General features: G+C 71.0%; 17 protein-coding genes and 1 riboswitch. Of the genes, 13 read left to right on the plus strand and 4 right to left on the minus strand.

Annotated elements, in window-relative coordinates; all coding sequences use genetic code 11:
* Nucleotides 1-25: 25 nt before the first annotated feature.
* Both ACFVIU_RS02365 and ACFVIU_RS02370 read left to right on the plus strand, forming a co-directional pair.
* Nucleotides 26-619: an N-acetylmuramoyl-L-alanine amidase gene (locus tag ACFVIU_RS02365; RefSeq protein ID WP_385840058.1), complete on the plus strand. Its 594-nt coding sequence runs from the start codon at nt 26-28 to the stop codon at nt 617-619.
* Between the two features lie 273 nt (nt 620-892).
* The gene (locus ACFVIU_RS02370; RefSeq protein WP_385840059.1) at nt 893-1,810 is read left to right on the plus strand and encodes a 1-aminocyclopropane-1-carboxylate deaminase/D-cysteine desulfhydrase; all 918 of its coding nucleotides are present in this window, start codon (nt 893-895) and stop codon (nt 1,808-1,810) included.
* A 6-nt stretch (nt 1,811-1,816) separates the two neighbouring features.
* Here the strand turns inward: ACFVIU_RS02370 and ACFVIU_RS02375 are convergent, their stop codons facing one another.
* Nucleotides 1,817-3,412, minus strand: coding sequence for a Na+/H+ antiporter (locus tag ACFVIU_RS02375; protein WP_385840060.1), 1,596 nt, complete (start codon nt 3,410-3,412; stop codon nt 1,817-1,819).
* 61 nt (nt 3,413-3,473) lie between these two features.
* On the opposite strand from ACFVIU_RS02375, the gene ACFVIU_RS02380 reads away from it, so the two are divergent.
* The 3 genes from ACFVIU_RS02380 to ACFVIU_RS02390 all read left to right on the plus strand — a co-directional run bounded on the left by ACFVIU_RS02380 (nt 3,474) and on the right by ACFVIU_RS02390 (nt 5,542).
* Nucleotides 3,474-3,734, plus strand: coding sequence for a UBP-type zinc finger domain-containing protein (locus ACFVIU_RS02380; protein WP_385840062.1), 261 nt, complete (start codon nt 3,474-3,476; stop codon nt 3,732-3,734).
* 276 nt (nt 3,735-4,010) lie between these two features.
* On the plus strand, nt 4,011-4,427 hold the full coding sequence (locus ACFVIU_RS02385) for an anti-sigma regulatory factor (RefSeq protein ID WP_009190566.1): 417 nt from the start codon (nt 4,011-4,013) through the stop codon (nt 4,425-4,427).
* Nucleotides 4,428-4,444: 17 nt separating this feature from the next.
* The gene (locus tag ACFVIU_RS02390) at nt 4,445-5,542 is read left to right on the plus strand and encodes an RNA polymerase sigma factor SigF (protein ID WP_385840063.1); all 1,098 of its coding nucleotides are present in this window, start codon (nt 4,445-4,447) and stop codon (nt 5,540-5,542) included.
* Nucleotides 5,543-5,545: 3 nt separating this feature from the next.
* Here ACFVIU_RS02390 and ACFVIU_RS02395 read toward each other — a convergent pair whose 3' ends face one another.
* Nucleotides 5,546-5,983 (minus strand): hypothetical protein, encoded by a 438-nt coding sequence (locus tag ACFVIU_RS02395; protein ID WP_385840065.1) that lies wholly within the window; start codon nt 5,981-5,983, stop codon nt 5,546-5,548.
* A 108-nt stretch (nt 5,984-6,091) separates the two neighbouring features.
* Between ACFVIU_RS02395 and ACFVIU_RS02400 the strand changes: the two genes are divergently transcribed.
* Nucleotides 6,092-7,060: a diacylglycerol/lipid kinase family protein gene (locus ACFVIU_RS02400; RefSeq protein WP_385840066.1), complete on the plus strand. Its 969-nt coding sequence runs from the start codon at nt 6,092-6,094 to the stop codon at nt 7,058-7,060.
* A 337-nt stretch (nt 7,061-7,397) separates the two neighbouring features.
* Nucleotides 7,398-7,655 (plus strand): WhiB family transcriptional regulator, encoded by a 258-nt coding sequence (locus ACFVIU_RS02405; protein ID WP_003992873.1) that lies wholly within the window; start codon nt 7,398-7,400, stop codon nt 7,653-7,655.
* A 199-nt stretch (nt 7,656-7,854) separates the two neighbouring features.
* Here ACFVIU_RS02405 and ACFVIU_RS02410 read toward each other — a convergent pair whose 3' ends face one another.
* Together ACFVIU_RS02410 and ACFVIU_RS02415 are read right to left on the minus strand one after the other, a co-directional pair.
* Nucleotides 7,855-9,321 (minus strand): sensor histidine kinase, encoded by a 1,467-nt coding sequence (locus ACFVIU_RS02410; protein ID WP_385840323.1) that lies wholly within the window; start codon nt 9,319-9,321, stop codon nt 7,855-7,857.
* 418 nt (nt 9,322-9,739) lie between these two features.
* On the minus strand, nt 9,740-10,372 hold the full coding sequence (locus tag ACFVIU_RS02415) for a TetR/AcrR family transcriptional regulator (RefSeq protein ID WP_385840068.1): 633 nt from the start codon (nt 10,370-10,372) through the stop codon (nt 9,740-9,742).
* A gap of 176 nt (nt 10,373-10,548) precedes the next feature.
* On the opposite strand from ACFVIU_RS02415, the gene nagB reads away from it, so the two are divergent.
* From nagB to ACFVIU_RS02445, 6 genes are all read left to right on the plus strand, one after another.
* Nucleotides 10,549-11,334: a glucosamine-6-phosphate deaminase gene (nagB, locus tag ACFVIU_RS02420; RefSeq protein WP_385840069.1), complete on the plus strand. Its 786-nt coding sequence runs from the start codon at nt 10,549-10,551 to the stop codon at nt 11,332-11,334.
* Between the two features lie 176 nt (nt 11,335-11,510).
* Entirely contained in the window at nt 11,511-12,275 is a 765-nt protein-coding gene (locus tag ACFVIU_RS02425) for a GntR family transcriptional regulator (RefSeq protein ID WP_385840070.1), read from the plus strand.
* Between the two features lie 138 nt (nt 12,276-12,413).
* Entirely contained in the window at nt 12,414-12,677 is a 264-nt protein-coding gene (locus ACFVIU_RS02430; protein WP_385840071.1) for a DUF3311 domain-containing protein, read from the plus strand.
* The gene (gene mctP, locus ACFVIU_RS02435; protein WP_385840073.1) at nt 12,674-14,302 is read left to right on the plus strand and encodes a monocarboxylate uptake permease MctP; all 1,629 of its coding nucleotides are present in this window, start codon (nt 12,674-12,676) and stop codon (nt 14,300-14,302) included. The genes ACFVIU_RS02430 and mctP overlap by 4 nt, the downstream gene beginning before the upstream one ends.
* A gap of 195 nt (nt 14,303-14,497) precedes the next feature.
* A riboswitch (cobalamin riboswitch) is annotated at nt 14,498-14,576 on the plus strand.
* 146 nt (nt 14,577-14,722) lie between these two features.
* A complete protein-coding gene (locus tag ACFVIU_RS02440) occupies nt 14,723-17,080 on the plus strand; it encodes a ribonucleoside-diphosphate reductase subunit alpha (protein ID WP_385840074.1) in 2,358 nt (785 codons plus the stop codon).
* Nucleotides 17,080-18,093 carry a ribonucleotide-diphosphate reductase subunit beta gene (locus ACFVIU_RS02445; protein WP_385840075.1) on the plus strand — a complete coding sequence of 338 codons (1,014 nt, stop codon included), beginning with the start codon at nt 17,080-17,082 and terminating at the stop codon, nt 18,091-18,093. Before ACFVIU_RS02440 ends, ACFVIU_RS02445 begins: the two co-directional genes overlap by 1 nt.
* Nucleotides 18,094-18,174 lie beyond the last annotated feature (81 nt).

Consider the following 18,174-nt stretch of genomic DNA (forward strand, 5'->3'; position numbering starts at 1 on the left):
CCGGCACGGGACGAAGGAGTCGGTCATGGCCCCACCCATGTCCGCGAGCAGCTTTCTGGACGCTCTTCGCACGGAGGGCCTGGAGGTCGCCGAGGTCGGTGACTGGCGCCACCACCACCGCAACCACAAGGGGCCCTGGGGACCCGTGCACGGCGTGATGATCCACCACACCGCGACCCGGGGCAGCGCGCACACGGTGGGCGTCTGCCGGGACGGGTACGCGGGGCTGCCGGGCCCGCTGTGCCACGGAGTGATCACCAAGGACGGCACGGTCCACCTGGTCGGCTACGGCCGCGCCAACCACGCGGGGCTCGGCGACGACGACGTGCTGCGCGCGGTGATCGCCGAGAAGGCGCTGCCGCCGGCCCACGCGTCCGACACCGACGGCAACCGGCACTTCTACGGCTTCGAGTGCGAGAACCTGGGCGACGGGACGGACCCCTGGCCGACGCGGCAGCTGGACGCGATCGAGCGGGCCGCGGCGGCGGTGTGCCGGCGGCACGGCTGGACGGAGCGGTCGGTCATCGGGCACCGGGAGTGGCAGCCGGGAAAGGTGGACCCGCGGGGCTTCGGCATGGCGTGGCTGAGGGAGCGGGTCGGGGAGCGGCTGAAGGAGTAGCGCCACGGGCGCGGGCGGGCTGCCGCCCTGGGGCAACGACGCTCCCCGGCGCCGGAGGCGGCGTGGCCGAGGGAGCGGTTGAAGGGGTTGGCAGCCGCGACCCCGCGCGGCCGCCACCCAGGGCAACAACGGCCCCCGGCGCCATCGCCGCCCCGGGCGAGCCGGGCCCGGCTCCTGCCCCTGCCCCTGCCCCTGTGCTTCACCCCACAGCACTGTGTAGCTGCTGGGATCCAACCGCCCCCGCGGGCCCGCGCCACGGGCGACAATGAAGCGGTGACCAGCGTCGACCTTCTCGCCTCTCGCCTCCCCTCCCCGCTCCAGGAGGTCCGGGACGAGCGTTTCGGCCGGCAGGGGGTCACGCTGCTGCTGAAGCGCGACGACCTGATCCATCCCGAGCTCATCGGCAACAAGTGGCGCAAGCTGGTGCCGAACATCGCGGCGGCGGCCGGCCGGCCGCTGCTCACCTTCGGCGGCGCCTACTCCAACCATCTGCGGGCCACCGCCGCCGCGGGCCGGCTGCTGGGCCTGGCGACCACCGGTGTGGTGCGCGGCGAGGAGCTGGCCGGCCGGCCGCTCAACCCGTCCCTGGCCCGGTGCGCCGCCGACGGCATGCGGCTGCACTTCGTCGACAGGTCGACGTACCGGCGCAAGGCCGAGCCGGAGACGCTGGCCGCCGTGCTGCGCGCGGCCGGTGCCGAGGGGGCGTATGTCGTCCCGGAGGGCGGCAGTAACGCGGAGGCGGTGCACGGCTGCCGCGCGCTGGGCGAGGAACTGCGCGGGCGCGCGGACGTCGTCGCGGTCGCCTGCGGCACCGGCGGCACCCTGGCCGGCCTCGCCGCCGGGCTGGCCGCGGGGCAGCGCGCGCTGGGCATACCGGTACTCAAGGGCGGCTTCCTGGAGAGCGAGGTCAGCGCCTTGCAGGAACGTGCCTTCGGCGCCCGTACCGGCTCCTGGTCGCTGGACGACCGCTTCCACTGCGGCGGCTACGCGCGTACGACACCACGGCTGGAGGCGTTCGCGCGGGACTTCGAGGACCGCCACGGCCTGCCCGTCGAACGTCTCTATGTCGCCAAGTTGCTCCTCGGACTCACCACCCTCGCCGAGGAAGGCGCCTTCCCGCGCGGGACGGCCGTCGCGGCGGTCGTGACGGGCCGCCCCTTCCCGCCGGCTGACCCGGGCCAGCCGGCCTGACCGGGGTCAGCCGGCCTCCCGGTAGGCGGCCGCCTCCTCGAGGTCCAGCCGGCGGAGCAGGACGCGCAGCATCTCGTCGTCCAGATAGCGGTGGTCGCGGAGCTTGACGAAGACCTCCCGCTCGGCACTGATCATCTCGCGGGACAGCCGGCGGTAGGTGTCGTCGACGGACTCGCCCGTGACGGGGTTGGTCTGCCCGAGGCGTTCCCAGACGGAGTTGCGGCGGCGCTCCAGGACCTGGCGGAGGCGGTCGGCGAGCGGCGGCGGCAGGGCGTTGCGGTCGTCGGCGAGGAGGTCGTCCAGGCGGCTCTCGGCGGCCCGGGAGGCCTGCGCCTGGGCGTTGGCCTCGGCGAGCGTCTCGGCCTGCCGGTCCCGGCCGGGGAACCGCATCAGGCGGATCAGCGGCGCGAGGGTCAGGCCCTGGACGACCAGGGTGCCGATGACCGTGGCGAACGTCAGGAAGAGAATCAGGTTCCGCTGCGGGAAGGGGCCGCCGCCGTGCACCGTGAGCGGGATCGAGAAGGCGATGGCGAGCGACACCACCCCGCGCATCGCGGCCCATGAGGTGACGATCGGCGCCCGCCAGGTGGGGTTGTCCTCGCGTTCCCGGATCCGGGGGAAGAGCAGACGCGGCAGAAAGGTGGCCGGGTAGACCCACACGAACCGGGCCGCGACGACGACCAGGAAGACGACGACCGCGTAACCGAGGGCGTCGGTGCCCCGGTACGCGCCAAGCCCCTTGAGGACCAGGGGCAGTTGCAGACCGATCAGGGCGAAGACCGCCGACTCCAGCAGGAAGGCGACCATCCGCCACACGGCGTCCTCCTGGAGCCGGGTGGCGAAGTCGACCTCCCACGCGCGGTGCCCGAGATAGACGGCGACCACGACGACCGCGAGCACACCGGAGCCGTGGAACTGCTCGGCCACCCCGTAGGCGACGAACGGGATGAGCAGCGACAGGGTGTTCTGGAGCAGCGCCTCCTTCAGTCGCGTGCGCAGCCAGTGGATCGGCACCATGAGCACCAGCCCGACGGCGACCCCGCCGACCGCCGCCAGCAGGAACTCGCGGATGCCGCCCGCCCAGGTGGCGCCCTCGCCGAGCGCGGCGCCGAGGGCCACCTTGTAGGCGGTGATCGCGGTGGCGTCGTTGAGCAGCGACTCGCCCTGGAGGATGGTCGTGATCCGGGACGGCAGGCCGACCCGGCGCGCGATCGCCGCGGCCGCGACCGCGTCCGTCGGCGCCACCACCGCGCCCAGCACCAGCGCGGCGGGCAGCGGCAGCCCCGGTACGACGACATAGGCGGCCCAGCCGACGGCGAGGGTCGCGAAGAGGACGTACCCGATCGACAGCAGCGCCACCGGCCGCAGCTGGGCCCGCAGGTCGAGGTACGAACTCTCGGTGCCCTCCTTGTACAGCAGGGGCGGCAGCACCAGCGGGAGGACGATCTCGGGGTCCAGGGTGTAGTGCGGGACCCCCGGGAGGTAGGACACCAGCAGCCCGGCCGCCACCAGCAGCAGCGGCGCCGGCAACGGGGTGCGCCGGGCCGCCCCGGCGACCGCCGCACTGCCCGCCACCAGCAACAGCAGCGGCATCACGTCCATGATCCTCGCCCGCCCTCTTTTTCCGCGCGGTCACCCGCACGCCCGACGTAATCTGGCAATCATGAAACAGTGCACGCACGTCGACGCGCTGCCGCACCCCGAGCCGGAGCCGCTGCACCCGACCTGTCCGGAGTGCGCGCGCAACGGCACGCACCCGGTGCAGCTGCGGCTCTGCCTGACCTGCGGCCACGTCGGCTGCTGCGACTCCTCCCCGGGACGGCACGCCACGGATCACCACGAGACGTCCGGTCACCCGGTGATGCGGACCTTCGAACCCGGCGAGGACTGGCGGTGGTGCTTCGTGGACCACGTTCTCGTCTGAGGCCTGCTCGTGTGACACTTCAGAGGGCGGCGGCCGGCCGACGGTTCGAGCGTGTAACGCCTGGGTACGTCAACCCGGCGCGCGCTCTTCCCATTTGGGCCCGCATACCCTCTAGACACGGAGCGTATCCACAGCTTTACTGTGAGTGACGCCAGGGGGTTGGGGTCCCGGGGACAGGGACGTCCGGAGCGCGATAGCGTGCCGCGCGACCACGTACGCGGTTTCCCGGGGGATGACCCTCGGCCCCGTAAAGCTTGTACCACCATGGAGGTGAGGGTGTCCCAGATCGCAGGCGAGCCCGCGGCGAACCAGGACTTCGTGGAAGTCCGGCTGCCGGCTGCGGGTGCCTACCTGTCGGTGCTGCGGACGGCCACGGCCGGTCTCGCGGCCCGCTTGGACTTCACCCTGGACGAGATCGAGGATCTGCGCATCGCCGTCGACGAGGCGTGCGCGATCCTGCTGCAACAGGCCGTGCCCGGCTCGGTGCTCAGCTGTGTCTTCCGGCTGGTGGACGACTCCCTGGAGGTGACCGTGTCGGCGCCGACCACGGACGGCCACGCCCCCTCGCGGGACACCTTCGCCTGGACCGTCCTCTCGGCCCTCGCGGGCAAGGTCTCGTCCGCCGTGGACGAGGACAAGACCGTGTCGATCAGCCTCTACAAACAGCGCGGCGCGGGCCCCGGCCCGGCGTGAGGAACGGGGACGGTCCGGTGCGGGACGAAGAGCGCGGCACGCGGGAGCTGCCGACCGGGGACGGGGGTGCCCCCCGGTCCGCCGAGACCCCCGGGGCGAGCCCCCGGGACGGTTCCCGGCGTATGGCGGACGGCATCGACGGCATCCCCGAGCAGGCCAGACCGCACCCGGAGGAGCACTCCGCGCGGCCCGGCGACGACGGTTCCGTGCAGGGCACACCCGCGGAGGGACCCCGCGCGGGGGCGAGGGCTCGGGGAAGGGCTACGGGCGGGACGATGAGCGAGCACGAGCGGTACGCCGAGGACGAGGCGCTGGGCGCGGAGGCGGTGCAGGCGGTACAGCACGCCGTACCGCACGACCCCCACGACCGCACCGGGGCGCGGGCCATGTTCGTCGAGCTGCGCAAGCTGAGGGACGGCAGCCCGGAGTACGCCGAGCTGCGCAACCAGCTCGTCCGGATGCACCTGCCGCTGGTGGAGCACCTGGCGCGCCGCTTCCGCAACCGCGGCGAGCCGCTGGACGACCTCACCCAGGTCGCCACGATCGGTCTGATCAAGTCCGTCGACCGGTTCGACCCGGAGCGCGGCGTGGAGTTCTCCACCTACGCCACCCCGACCGTCGTCGGCGAGATCAAGCGGCACTTCCGCGACAAGGGCTGGGCGGTGCGGGTGCCGCGCCGGCTCCAGGAGCTGCGGCTGTCCCTGACCACGGCCACGGCCGAGCTGTCCCAGCTGCACGGCCGCTCCCCCACGGTGCACGAGCTGGCCGAGAAGCTGGCCATCTCCGAGGAGGAGGTCCTGGAGGGCCTGGAGTCCGCCAACGCGTATTCCACGCTGTCCCTGGACGTCCCCGACACCGACGACGAGTCCCCGGCGGTCGCCGACACCCTGGGCGCCGAGGACGAGGCGCTGGAGGGGGTGGAGTACCGGGAGTCGCTCAAGCCGCTCCTGGAGGACCTGCCGCCCCGGGAGAAGCGGATCCTGCTGCTGCGCTTCTTCGGCAACATGACCCAGTCGCAGATCGCGCAGGAGGTCGGCATCTCCCAGATGCACGTCTCCCGGCTGCTGGCCCGCACCCTGGCCCAGCTGCGGGAGAAGCTGCTCGTGGAGGAGTAGGCGCTACTCGGCGCGGCCCGGTCCCTTGATGCCCAGGGCCCGGGTCGTCTCGCCGTTGACGAGGAGCACCAGCGCCGTCACGGCGACCGCCGCGAGGACGATGCCGACCGGGATGGTCACACCGTCGGTCTGGAGCAGGTTGTAGGCCAGCGGCAGCGCCATGATCTGGGTGATCACCGCGGGGCCGCGGCTCCAGCCGCGGCGCAGCAGCAGCCCGCGCGCGGCGAGCAGCGGCAGCAGGGCGAGCACGACCAGCGTGACCCCCAGGGTGACGGCCTGCTGACGGTCGTCGGGGGCGCCGGTGAACCCGCGGACGAGCACCCACAGACCGCCCGCGACCAGCGCGAGGCCCTCCAGGCCGGCCAGCAGGGCGGCGTAGGTCAGCCGACGCGGGCGGGGTTCGGCGGCGGACTCTGCGGCGGGGTTCTGCTCACTGCTCACCCCAGCAGGGTAACGGGGCGGGTTCACCCCCCTCTGTCCCACCGCCCCTCTTACCTGTTCCCTACCTCGATATGGGCCCGGTACCCCCCAGTAGGTACGCTGCCCTCCATGCGTGCACTTCTCGTGGTCAATCCGGCGGCTACCACCACAAGCGCACGCAGGCGTGACGTGCTGATCCACGCCCTGGCCAGCGAGGTGAAGCTGGAGGTCGTCACCACCGAGTACCGCGGCCATGCGCGCGACCTGGGCCGGCAGGCAGCGGAGAGCGACGACATCGACATGGTGGTGGCCCTCGGCGGCGACGGCACGGTCAACGAGGTCGTCAACGGTCTGCTGCACGCGGGTCCCGCCCCGGAGCGCCTGCCCGGCCTCGCAGTGGTCCCCGGCGGCTCCACCAATGTCTTCGCCCGCGCCCTGGGGCTGCCCAACGACCCCGTCGAGGCCACCGGCGCCCTGCTGGACGCGCTGCGCGAGGGCCGGGAGCGGCTCGTCGGGCTCGGCCTGACCTCGGGCACGCCCGGCACCGAGGACGAGGCGGTCCCGGACCGCTGGTTCACCTTCAACGCCGGGCTGGGCTTCGACGCCGGAGTGGTCGGCCGGGTCGAGCAGCAGCGCGAGCGCGGAAAGAAGTCCACCCACGCGCTGTACGTGCGCCAGGTGATCCGGCAGTTCCTCGGCGAGCCGAATCGCCGGCACGGTGCGATCACCCTGGAGCAGCCCGGCGAGGACCCGGTCACCGATCTTGTGGTGGCCATAGTCTCGAACACGTCCCCCTGGACGTATTTCGGCAATCGCCCTATGTACACATCGCCTAAGGCGTCGTTCGACACGGGCATCGATGTGCTCGGTCTGCGCCGCCTGTCGACGGCCGCGGTTGCCCGGTATGGCACCCAGTTGCTCACTTCGTCCCCCGAGCGCGGACCCCAGGGCAGGCATGCGGTGTCCCTGCACGATCTGGACCGGTTCACCTTGCATTCGAAGGTCCCCCTGCCCCTCCAGATGGACGGCGACCACCTCGGCCTGCGTACGAGCGTGACGTTCACAGGCGTACGCCATGCACTGCGTGTGATTGTGTGAGCGGAACGGGCCAAAGTCCTTTCACTCGAACGTTTAGGCCAGGATCCACCCCATGGAAGTACGGCTGTGACCTAGTCGACACCGAGGAATCAAAAAAAATCTTTCGGAAGGGGTTGTATCCGCCGCTGAGGTTTGCGAGTCTCTACGTGGCGATCGGGACGGCCCGCAAGACCGGCCTCCACTGATCACCAGAACCCCTCTTCAAACCAAGGACCACGCCGGGGACGACTCGGCGGTAGGCCCTTCACTTGTTGAGGGATTCGTGAAAGCGTTCACATTCACAAGCAACCTGTGCGTAACCTCTTACGCTCAGAGAAATCAAGGAGAGGTAGCAGCCATGGACTGGCGTCACAACGCCGTTTGCCGCGAGGAAGACCCCGAGCTCTTCTTCCCCATCGGCAACACCGGTCCTGCGCTGCTGCAGATCGAGGAAGCCAAGGCCGTCTGCCGTCGCTGCCCGGTGATCGAGCAGTGTCTGCAGTGGGCGCTCGAGTCCGGTCAGGACTCCGGCGTCTGGGGTGGTCTCAGCGAGGACGAGCGCCGCGCCATGAAGCGCCGTGCCGCCCGCAACCGGGCCCGTCAGGCCTCCGCCTGACATACCCACCCCTGCTGACAGCCTGAGCTTGGCGGCGCGTGCAGCACGCACGCATCTCCCGCCCCCGAGCCGCAGCGCGCAGTATCCCCCGATGCGCTCACAGCAGAGCAGCAACGAGCACGAGCCCCGAACCCATGGCGGTCCGGGGCTTTTTGCTGTCCGCGCACACCCGCTGCCGTAACGCCAGCAGGCTCCGCGTCTACTTCTGTGCCCGCACCGGGATGTCCAGGATCACCCGGGTGCCGCGCTCCGGCCCCGGGACCATGTCGAAGGCGCCGCCCAGCTCCCCCTCGACCAGGGTCCGGACGATCTGGAGGCCCAGGTTGCCCGAGCTGTGCGGGTCGAAGCCCTCGGGCAGGCCGACCCCGTCGTCCTGGACCGTGACCAGGAGGCGGGCCTCCTTCGTCGTACCGCCGCGCACCGCGGAGACCTCGACCGTGCCGGTGTCGCCCTCGCGGAAGCCGTGCTCCAGCGCGTTCTGGAGGATCTCGGTGAGCACCATCGACAGCGGAGTGGCGACCTCGGCGTCGAGTATCCCGAACCGGCCGGTGCGCCGGCCGGCCACCTTGCCCGGGGAGATCTCGGCGACCATCGCGAGCACCCGGTCGGCGATGTCGTCGAACTCCACCCGCTCGTCCAGGTTCTGGGACAGCGTCTCATGCACGATCGCGATCGAGCCGACCCGGCGGACGGCCTCCTCCAGGGCCTCCCGGCCGCGCTCGGAGCCGATCCGGCGGGCCTGGAGCCGCAGCAGCGCGGCGACCGTCTGGAGGTTGTTCTTCACCCGGTGGTGGATCTCCCGGATGGTGGCGTCCTTGGTGATCAACTCGCGTTCGCGGCGCCGCAGTTCGGTGACGTCACGGCACAGCACCAGCGAACCGATGCGCACGCCCTTGGGCTTGAGCGGGATGGCCCGGAACTGGATGACCCCGTCGTTGGCCTCGATCTCGAACTCGCGCGGGGCCCAGCCGCTGGCCACCTTGGCGAGCGCCTCGTCCACCGGGCCCCGGGTCGGGGCGAGTTCCGCGGTGGTCCGCCCGAGGTGGTGGCCGACCAGGTCGGCGGCCAGGCCGAGGCGGTGGTAGGCGGAGAGCGCGTTCGGGGAGGCGTACTGGACGATGCCGTCCGCGTCGAGCCGGATCAGGCCGTCGCCGACGCGCGGCGAGGCGTCCATGTCGACCTGCTGGTCGGGGAAGGGGAAGGAACCGGCCGCGATCATCTGCGCGAGGTCCGAGGCGCTCTGGAGATAGGTCAGCTCCAGCCGGCTCGGGGTGCGGACGGTGAGCAGGTTGGTGTTGCGGGCGATCACGCCGAGAACGCGGCCGTCCCGCCGTACGGGGATGGACTCGACCCGTACCGGGACCTCCTCGCGCCACTCCGGGTCGCCCTCGCGCACGATCCGTCCCTCGTCCAGCGCCGCGTCCAGCATGGGCCGGCGGCCGCGCGGGACGAGGTGGCCGACCATGTCGTCCTGGTAGGAGGTGGGGCCGGTGTTCGGCCGCATCTGGGCGACCGAGACGTACCGGGTGCCGTCCCGGGTCGGCACCCAGAGCACCAGGTCGGCGAAGGAGAGGTCGGAGAGGAGCTGCCACTCCGAGACCAGCAGATGCAGCCACTCGAGGTCGGAGTCGTCGAGGGCGGTGTGCTGGCGGACCAGTTCGTTCATGGAGGGCACGCTGCGAGCGTACCCGGGGGGTCGCCGGTGTCCGAAAAAACACCCGCGGGCCGCGGCGCCTGGAAGGGACCCTCAACCCTCCCGGCACCGCAGCCCGGAGCATCATCGGCCGTGGGGTGTGCGGTCCCGGTCGGCCGAAGGCCGAGGAGCCGGGGCAGTCAGGGCAGAGAGCGCCGGTTCCTCGATCCGCCTTCCTGTGCGGGGAGGGCGGAGGCTTGTGCGTGGTCGATCGTGCATGTGGCCGATGCCGCTTGGCATCGGGTGTCTGCGCTGGTGCGTCTTCGATTGTGGACTGGACCAATGGGGCGTGTCCATGCCCGTACAGGCTCCGTCGCCCGTGCGGGCACCGCTCCGCGCGGCATGCGGCGCGGCAGCTGGCACTCGATGCCACGAAGCCTACCCGGCAAAGTCAACTATGGGGCCATACAGTCATGGCAAATTCCGCGAGTGCCTCCAGTTCCGCCCGGCTCGCCCCGTCGCGCGCCTGCTGGGACATGCCCTGGAGCACCGCGCCGGAGTGCCGCGCGAGGGCGGTGGCGTCGGTGCCGGCGGGGAGCACCCCGGCCGCGATGTCCGCGCGGATCCGGAAGGCGAGGGTGGCGATGCCGGCGTTGCGCCGGTCCCGCAGCAGCCGCGCCACCTCGGGGCTGGTGCAGTTGGTGGCCGCGTGCGCGACGAGACAGCCGTACGGGTGGGCCGGGTCGGTGTACTCGGCGGCGGCCTCACGCAGGATGCGGGCGAGGGCCGCCCGGGCGGTGGGTTCCTCGGCGAGGGCGCGGCGGCCGAAGGCCCCGTAGGTCTCGCAGTAGACGCGGACCACCTCTTCGAACAGGGTCCGCTTGTCCCCGAAGGCCGCGTAGAGGCTGGGGGTGCCGATGCCCATGATCCGGGTGAGGTCGGAGACGGAGGTCGCCTCGTAGCCGTGCCGCCAGAAGGCCATGAGCGCCTTGTCCAGGGCTTCGGCCCGGTCGAAGGAGCGCGGCCGGCCGCGCCTGCCGGACCCCGTCCCGGTCCGCGTCGTCGTGTCCTGCCCCTGCATCATGGGCACATTTTATAGCGGCCGCTAGAGAAATGTGCGGGGCGGCCGGGACCCAAGCGGCACACGGGATCGCGGGCAGCGGGAAGAAGCTCCGTAGGGCACGCCCGGCGACACCGACTCTGTTAGATTGGTCTAAACCACATAGACGCACGAGCCCACTTCAGAACGGCAGGCCCAGCGTGGAAGTTGTCATCGTTCCGGACGCCGCGGCGGGCGGCGAACTGATCGCCGAGGCCATGGCGCAGCTGCTGCGACGCAAGCCGGACGCCCTGCTCGGGGTGGCCACCGGCTCCACCCCGCTGCCCGTCTACCAGGCCCTGACCGCGAAGGTGCGGGCCGGCGCCGTGGACACCGCGCAGGCCCGGATCGCCCAGCTCGACGAGTACGTCGGGCTGCCCGCCGACCACCCCGAGTCCTACCGCTCGGTGCTCCGCCGCGAGGTGCTGGAACCGCTCGGCATAGGCATGGACGCCTTCCTCGGGCCGGACGGCACGGCGGAGGACGTCCAGGCGGCGTGCGAGGCGTACGACCGGGCGCTGGCCGAGGCCGGCGGGGTGGACCTCCAGCTGCTCGGCATCGGCACCGACGGGCACATCGGCTTCAACGAGCCCTGCTCCTCGCTCGCCTCGCGGACCCGGATCAAGACGCTGACCGAGCAGACCCGGGTGGACAACGCCCGCTTCTTCGAGGGCGACATCACACAGGTCCCGCACCATGTGATCACCCAGGGCATCGGCACCATCCTGGAGGCCCGGCACCTGGTGCTGCTGGCGACCGGCGAGGGCAAGGCGGACGCGGTCGCGGCGACGGTCGAGGGGCCGGTGGCCGCGGTGTGCCCGGCGTCGGCGCTCCAGCTGCACCCGCACGCCACGGTGGTCGTGGACGAGGCCGCGGCGGGCAAGCTGAAGCTGGCGGACTACTTCCGCCACACGTACGCGAACAAGCCGGAGTGGCAGGGCATCTAGGACCGCGGGGCGCGCGGCTCCTCCTCTGTGGCCTAGACCAGCCCGGGTCCGGGCGGTATATAGAGGGGATCACTGGGCGGCCGGGTGGAGTCGTGTGACCGTAAGCCGTGCCACGATGTGAGCGGGGCCGATGGGATGTCGGTCGCTTTCGGCATTCGGAGCCGGGAAGGCAGAGCATGAGCACCGACGTCAGCAGTGCGGAGAACGAGGCCGGGACAACCGTCCGTACCGCGCGCGTGCCCAAGTACTACCGCTTGAAGAAGCATCTCCTCGACATGACGGAGACGCAGGCACCGGGCACCCCGGTGCCGCCCGAGCGCACGCTGGCGGCCGAGTTCGACACCTCCCGCACCACCGTCCGGCAGGCCCTTCAGGAGCTGGTGGTGGAGGGCCGGCTGGAGCGGATCCAGGGCAAGGGCACCTTCGTCGCCAAGCCCAAGGTCTCCCAGGCGCTCCAGCTCACCTCCTACACCGAGGACATGCGCGCCCAGGGCCTGGAGCCGACCTCGCAGCTGCTGGACATCGGGTACATCACGGCCGACGACCGGCTCGCCGAGCTGCTCGACATCACCGCCGGCGGGCGCGTCCTGCGCATCGAGCGGCTGCGCATGGCCAACGGCGAGCCGATGGCCATCGAGACCACCCATCTGAGCGCCAAGCGCTTCCCCGCCCTGCGCCGCTCGCTGGTGAAGTACACCTCGCTGTACACCGCGCTCGCCGAGGTCTACGACGTCCACCTCGCCGAGGCCGAGGAGACCATCGAGACCTCGCTGGCCACCCCGCGCGAGGCGGGCCTGCTCGGCACCGACGTGGGGCTGCCGATGCTGCTGCTCTCCCGGCACTCGCGCGACCGCGAGGGCCAGCCGGTGGAGTGGGTGCGGTCCGTGTACCGGGGCGATCGGTACAAGTTCGTCGCACGGCTCAAGCGCCCGGCGGAATAGGGGCCGAACAGGAGGGGAAGCCTCCGGAGGCCTCCGCCGAAGTCGGCGTGCCGATATGCGGACGAGGTCTTCCACTGACGTGATCCCGTCACCTAGATTGCCGCGCATCACGCGGTGATCAACGAGGGGACGGAGCGCATGCCAGAAACACCAGAAGTGAGTCCACCGGTCGTCACACCGGTCCGGGTGGTCATCGGCCTGTGTCTCGTCGCGCCCTTCGTGGCGATGCTGTGGGTCGGCTCGTACGCCAAGACGGACCCCACGCTCATCGGGATCCCGTTCTTCTACTGGTACCAGATGCTCTGGGTGCCGATCGCCTCGGTGCTCACCATCGCGGCGTACAAGCTGTGGCAGCGTGACCAGCGCGCCCGTGCCGCCCAGAAGGGTGGTGCGGCGAAGTGAAGGACGGCGTCAACGGAGTCGCGCTCGGCGTCTTCATCTTCTTCTTCCTGGCCGTCACGGTCATGGGCTTCCTGGCCTCGCGCTGGCGGCGGGCCGAGAACGAGCAGTCCCTGGACGAGTGGGGCCTCGGCGGCCGGTCGTTCGGCACCTGGATCACCTGGTTCCTGCTCGGCGGTGACATCTACACCGCGTACACCTTCGTCGCCGTACCGGCGGCGGTCTACGCGGCGGGCGCGTCCGGCTTCTTCGCGGTGCCGTACACGGTCATCGTCTACCCGCTGATCTTCACCTTCCTGCCGCGCCTGTGGTCGGTCTCGCATCGCCACGGCTATGTCACCACCTCGGACTTCGTGCGCGGCCGGTTCGGTTCCAAGGGCCTGTCGCTCGCGGTGGCGGTCACCGGCATCCTGGCGACCATGCCGTACATCGCGCTCCAGCTGGTGGGCATCCAGGCGGTGCTGGACGTGATGGGCATCGGCGGCGGCGAGAACACCAACTGGTTCGTGAAGGACCTGCCGCTGCTGATCGCCTTCGGTGTGCTGGCGGCCTACACCTACTCCTCCGGTCTGCGGGCGCCCGCGCTGATCTCGTTCGTCAAGGACACGCTGATCTACATCGTCATCGCGGTGGCGATCATCTACATCCCGATCAAGCTGGGCGGGTTCGACGACGTCTTCGCCAAGGCGACCCACGCGCTCAGCCAGGTCAACCCGGCCACCGGCAAGCCGCGCGGCGCCATCGCCCCGCCGGAGGCGGGCCAGTGGACGTACGCCACGCTGGCGTTCGGCTCCGCCCTGGCCCTGTTCATGTATCCGCACTCGGTCACCGCGACGCTCTCCTCCAAGAGCCGTGACGTGATCCGCCGCAACACCGCGATCCTGCCGCTGTACTCCCTGATGCTGGCCTTCCTGGCGCTGCTGGGCTTCATGGCGATCGCGGCCGGGGTGAAGGTCACCAACGGCCAGCTGGCGATCCCGCAGCTGTTCGAGGACATGTTCCCGGACTGGTTCACGGGCGTCGCCTTCGCGGCGATCGGCATCGGCGCGCTGGTCCCGGCGGCCATCATGTCCATCGCGGCCGCCAACCTCTTCACCCGCAACATCTACAAGGACTTCATCAAGCCGGACGCCACGCCGGCGCAGGAGACCCGGGTCTCCAAGCTGGTGTCCCTGCTGGTGAAGGTGGGCGCGCTGGTCTTCGTCCTGACCATGGACAAGACGGTCGCCATCAACTTCCAGCTGCTGGGCGGCATCTGGATCGTGCAGACCTTCCCGGCGATGGTCGGCGGCCTGTTCACCCGCTGGTTCCACCGCTGGGCGCTGCTGGCCGGCTGGGCGGTCGGCATGGTGTACGGCACGGTCGCCGCGTACGGTGTCGCCTCGCCGACCCAGGCGCACTTCGGCGGCTCGGCCAAGGAGATCCCCGGCATCGGCCAGATCGGCTACATCGGCCTCACGGCGTTCCTGCTCAACGCCGCGGTCACCGTGGTCCTGACCCTCGTCCTGAAGGCCCTGAAGGCCCCCGAGGGCGTCGACGAGACCAGCCCCGAGGACTACACGGCCGACGCCGGTGACCCGGGCGTCCAGGCGGAGCTCCCGCCGGCCACCGCGGGCGCCGGTCACTGAGCGCGTCGTACGACGGGCCGCCGGAGCGCATCCGGCGGCCCGTTGCCGTACCCGGGACCGGAATCCGCCGCCGGAGCGGCCCGACATCGCCCGGCCGGCCCAGGAGTTGACGCTCCGGCACCGGTGCGACACAACATCTGGGGGTGACACCGCACCCCGGCACTAGATGTATGCTCATGCTCGCTGTCGCCGCAGGGGAATCCGGTGCGAATCCGGAACTGTCCCGCAACGGTGTACTTGCGTGTGTCCGCACGCCTGTTCCAGTCCGAGGACCTGCCGACAGCGCGCCCGGCCGTCCGGTCCGGGTGCCCTGAGACGTCCGGGCCTCGTGGAGTGGGCCGGTGGACGCGACGCCGTGCGCGCTCGTGGCTGCCCCCTGCCCTCCGCCGGGCCCCCGTGCCGAGCGAGGGAGAGCCCCACGTGACCATCGCGCCAGCAGATCCGGCTTCAGCGAGCGGACCGGAGACCGACGGTCCCGGTACCGCGCTGCTGCGGACCCTGACCGAGCTGACCGCCGACCTCCCCGACGCCGACCCGGGCCGGGTCGCCGCCGCCGCGCTGCGCGGCCGCTCCGCGCGGGCCGACGAGGCGGAGCTGCGCGAGCTGGCCACGGAGGCGGCCGCCGGCCTCATCTCCGAGGACCCCGCCTACTCCAGGCTGGCCGCCCGGCTGCTCACCCTCACCATCCGGGACGAGGCCGCCTCGCAGGGCGTGACCTCGTTCACCGAGTCGGTCGCCGTCGGCCACCGCGAGGGCCTCGTCGCCGACCGCACCGCCGCGTTCGTCGCGCAGCACGCCGAGCGGCTGGACGCGCTGGTCGACCGGGACGCCGACGACCGCTTCGGCTACTTCGGCCTGCGCACCCTGCACAGCCGCTATCTGCTGCGGCACCCGATCACCCGCAAGGTGATCGAGACGCCCCAGTTCTTCATGCTGCGGGTGGCGAGCGGGCTGGCCGAGGACGACACCGTCCGCTCGGTGGACGAGGTCGCCGCGCTCTACAAGCTCATGAGCCGCCTCGACTACCTGCCCTCCTCCCCCACCCTGTTCAACTCCGGCACCCGGCACCCGCAGATGTCGTCCTGCTATCTGCTGGACTCCCCGCTGGACGAGCTGGACTCCATCTACGACCGCTACCACCAGGTCGCCCGGCTCTCGAAGCACGCCGGCGGCATCGGTCTGTCGTACTCCCGGATCCGGTCCCGCGGCTCGCTGATCCGGGGCACCAACGGGCACTCCAACGGCATCGTGCCGTTCCTGAAGACCCTGGACGCCTCGGTCGCCGCGGTGAACCAGGGCGGCCGGCGCAAGGGTGCCGCCGCCGTCTACCTGGAGACCTGGCACTCCGACATCGAGGAGTTCCTGGAGCTGCGGGACAACACCGGTGAGGACGCCCGCCGTACGCACAACCTGAACCTCGCGCACTGGATCCCGGACGAGTTCATGCGCCGGGTCAACGCCGACGAGCAGTGGTCGCTGTTCTCCCCGGCGGACGTGCCCGAGCTGGTCGACCTGTGGGGCGCCGACTTCGACGCCGCCTACCGCAAGGCCGAGCAGGCGGGTCTGGCGAAGAAGAGCATCCCGGCCCGTGAGCTGTACGGCCGGATGATGCGCACCCTCGCGCAGACCGGCAACGGCTGGATGACCTTCAAGGACGCCGCCAACCGCACCGCCAACCAGACCGCCCTGCCGGGCCATGTCGTGCACTCCTCCAACCTCTGCACGGAGATCCTGGAGGTCACCGACGACGGCGAGACGGCGGTCTGCAACCTGGGGTCGGTCAACCTCGGCGCCTTCGTGCGCGACGGGGACATCGACTGGGAGCGGCTGGACGAGACGGTCCGCACGGCCGTCACCTTCCTCGACCGGGTCGTGGACATCAACTTCTACCCGACCGAGCAGGCGGGGCGGTCGAACGCCAAGTGGCGTCCGGTCGGCCTGGGCGCGATGGGCCTCCAGGACGTCTTCTTCAAGCTGCGGCTGCCCTTCGACTCGCCCGAGGCCAAGGCGCTCTCCACCCGGATCGCCGAGCGCATCATGCTCGCCGCGTACGAGGCCTCCGCCGACCTCGCCGAGCGCAACGGCCCGCTGCCGGCCTGGGAGAAGACCCGTACCGCGCAGGGCGTGCTGCACCCGGACCACTACGACGTGGAGTTGACCTGGCCGGAGCGCTGGGCGGCGCTGCGGGCCCGGATCGCCGCCGTCGGCATGCGCAACTCGCTGCTCCTCGCGATCGCGCCGACCGCCACCATCGCCTCCATCGCGGGCGTCTACGAGTGCATCGAGCCGCAGGTGTCCAATCTGTTCAAGCGCGAGACGCTGTCCGGTGAGTTCCTCCAGGTCAACTCCTACCTGGTGCAGGACCTCAAGGACCTGGGCGTGTGGGACGCGCGCACCCGGGAGGCGCTGCGGGACAGCAACGGCTCGGTGCAGGACTTCGTGTGGATCCCGGAGGAGGTGCGCCGGCTGTACCGCACGGCCTGGGAGATCCCGCAGCGCGGCCTGATCGACATGGCCGCCGCCCGCACCCCGTTCCTGGACCAGGCGCAGTCCCTGAACCTGTTCATGGAGACGCCGACCATCGGCAAGCTCTCCTCGATGTACGCCTACGCCTGGAAGTCCGGGCTGAAGACCACGTACTACCTGCGCTCGCGCCCGGCGACCCGGATCGCCCGCGCGGCCCAGGCACAGACCGCCATCCCCGTGCAGCAGGCGGCCGACCCCGACGCCGTCGCCTGCTCCCTTGAGAACCCCGAGTCCTGCGAGGCCTGCCAGTAATGACGACCCGAAACACGAACCTGCTCGACCCGGGCTTCGAACTGACCCTGCGTCCCATGCGCTACCCGGACTTCTACGAGCGCTACCGGGACGCCATCAAGAACACCTGGACCGTCGAGGAGGTCGACCTCCACTCGGACGTGGCCGACCTGGCGAAGCTCACGCCGGAGGAGCAGCACCTCATCGGCCGGCTGGTCGCCTTCTTCGCGACGGGCGACTCGATCGTCGCGAACAACCTGGTCCTGACGCTGTACAAGCACATCAACTCCCCGGAGGCGCGCCTGTACCTGTCGCGCCAGCTGTTCGAGGAGGCCGTGCACGTCCAGTTCTATCTGACGCTGCTCGACACCTATCTGCCCGACCCGGACGACCGGGCCGCCGCCTTCGCGGCCGTGGAGAACATCCCGTCGATCCGCGAGAAGGCGCAGTTCTGCTTCCGCTGGATGGACTCGGTCGACAACCTGGACCGGCTGGAGACCAAGGCGGACCGCCGGCGCTTCCTGCTGAACCTGATCTGCTTCGCCGCGTGCATCGAGGGCCTGTTCTTCTACGGCGCCTTCGCGTACGTCTACTGGTTCCGCAGCCGGGGTCTGCTGCACGGTCTGGCCACCGGCACCAACTGGGTGTTCCGCGACGAGACGATGCACATGTCCTTCGCCTTCGACGTGGTCGACACCGTCCGCAAGGAGGAGCCCGAGCTCTTCGACGACCAGCTCCAGCAGCAGGTGACGGACATGCTGCGGGAGGCCGTCGAGGCGGAGCTCCAGTTCGCCCGCGACCTGTGCGGTGACGGGCTGCCCGGGATGAACACCGACTCGATGCGGCAGTACCTCGAGTGCGTCGCCGACCAGCGGCTGTCCCGGCTCGGCTTCGCCCCGGTGTACGGCTCCGAGAACCCCTTCTCCTTCATGGAGCTCCAGGGCGTCCAGGAGCTGACCAACTTCTTCGAGCGCCGTCCGTCGGCGTACCAGGTGGCGGTGGAGGGCACCGTCGACCTGGACGAGGACTTCTAGCCGGCGCTCCGGCGCACCCTGCCGGCGCGTGGTCCAGGCTCCCCAGGCGGCCCGGACCCGCGCCGGTGTCAGGTGTGCTCG

The organism is Streptomyces sp. NPDC127190, assembly GCF_042672505.1.
GTDB lineage: Bacteria > Actinomycetota > Actinomycetes > Streptomycetales > Streptomycetaceae > Streptomyces.

Coding starts and splice junctions, on each gene's coding strand:
- ACFVIU_RS02415 (WP_385840068.1), bottom strand. CDS start 10,372: ATGATGCAGGGGCAGGACACGACGACGCGGACCGGGACGGGGTCCGGC.
- ACFVIU_RS02425 (WP_385840070.1), top strand. CDS start 11,511: ATGAGCACCGACGTCAGCAGTGCGGAGAACGAGGCCGGGACAACCGTC.
- ACFVIU_RS02365 (WP_385840058.1), top strand. CDS start 26: ATGGCCCCACCCATGTCCGCGAGCAGCTTTCTGGACGCTCTTCGCACG.
- ACFVIU_RS02405 (WP_003992873.1), top strand. CDS start 7,398: ATGGACTGGCGTCACAACGCCGTTTGCCGCGAGGAAGACCCCGAGCTC.
- ACFVIU_RS02375 (WP_385840060.1), bottom strand. CDS start 3,412: ATGGACGTGATGCCGCTGCTGTTGCTGGTGGCGGGCAGTGCGGCGGTC.
- ACFVIU_RS02410 (WP_385840323.1), bottom strand. CDS start 9,321: ATGAACGAACTGGTCCGCCAGCACACCGCCCTCGACGACTCCGACCTC.
- ACFVIU_RS02430 (WP_385840071.1), top strand. CDS start 12,414: ATGCCAGAAACACCAGAAGTGAGTCCACCGGTCGTCACACCGGTCCGG.
- ACFVIU_RS02400 (WP_385840066.1), top strand. CDS start 6,092: ATGCGTGCACTTCTCGTGGTCAATCCGGCGGCTACCACCACAAGCGCA.
- ACFVIU_RS02380 (WP_385840062.1), top strand. CDS start 3,474: ATGAAACAGTGCACGCACGTCGACGCGCTGCCGCACCCCGAGCCGGAG.
- ACFVIU_RS02445 (WP_385840075.1), top strand. CDS start 17,080: ATGACGACCCGAAACACGAACCTGCTCGACCCGGGCTTCGAACTGACC.